This window comes from Mangrovihabitans endophyticus, assembly GCF_014646155.1.
GTDB classification, from domain to species: Bacteria; Actinomycetota; Actinomycetes; order Mycobacteriales; family Micromonosporaceae; genus Actinoplanes; species Actinoplanes endophyticus.
The window spans coordinates 1-239 of sequence record NZ_BMMX01000145.1; the positions used below are offsets into that span (position 1 = coordinate 1).

Genomic DNA, 239 nt, shown 5'->3' on the forward strand with positions numbered 1-239 from the left:
CGTACAACCACCTTCCCTGCTGTAACAGACGAGCGCAATAACGCACGGTTCACCCCACATTCCACAGGAAGTTTTTCCGACAAGATATAATTATCCGGGCCTTGCGCTATACCTCCTCGCCATTCTGCCGGACCTTCTACCGTAAAATGAATCAAATCGTTCGCCAGCGGACAACGATTCCCTTCCGCATCGACAACCTCCACTTGCAACAACACCAAATCGGATCCATCGGCTTTCCA

Annotated in this window: 1 protein-coding gene; it reads right to left on the bottom strand. The window is 51.0% G+C overall.

The annotated features are described in order from the left end of the window. The coding region (locus tag IEY73_RS34625) for a hypothetical protein (protein WP_229716439.1) at positions 1 to 215 on the bottom strand (215 nt) is incomplete at its 3' end. Positions 216 to 239 lie beyond the last annotated feature (24 nt).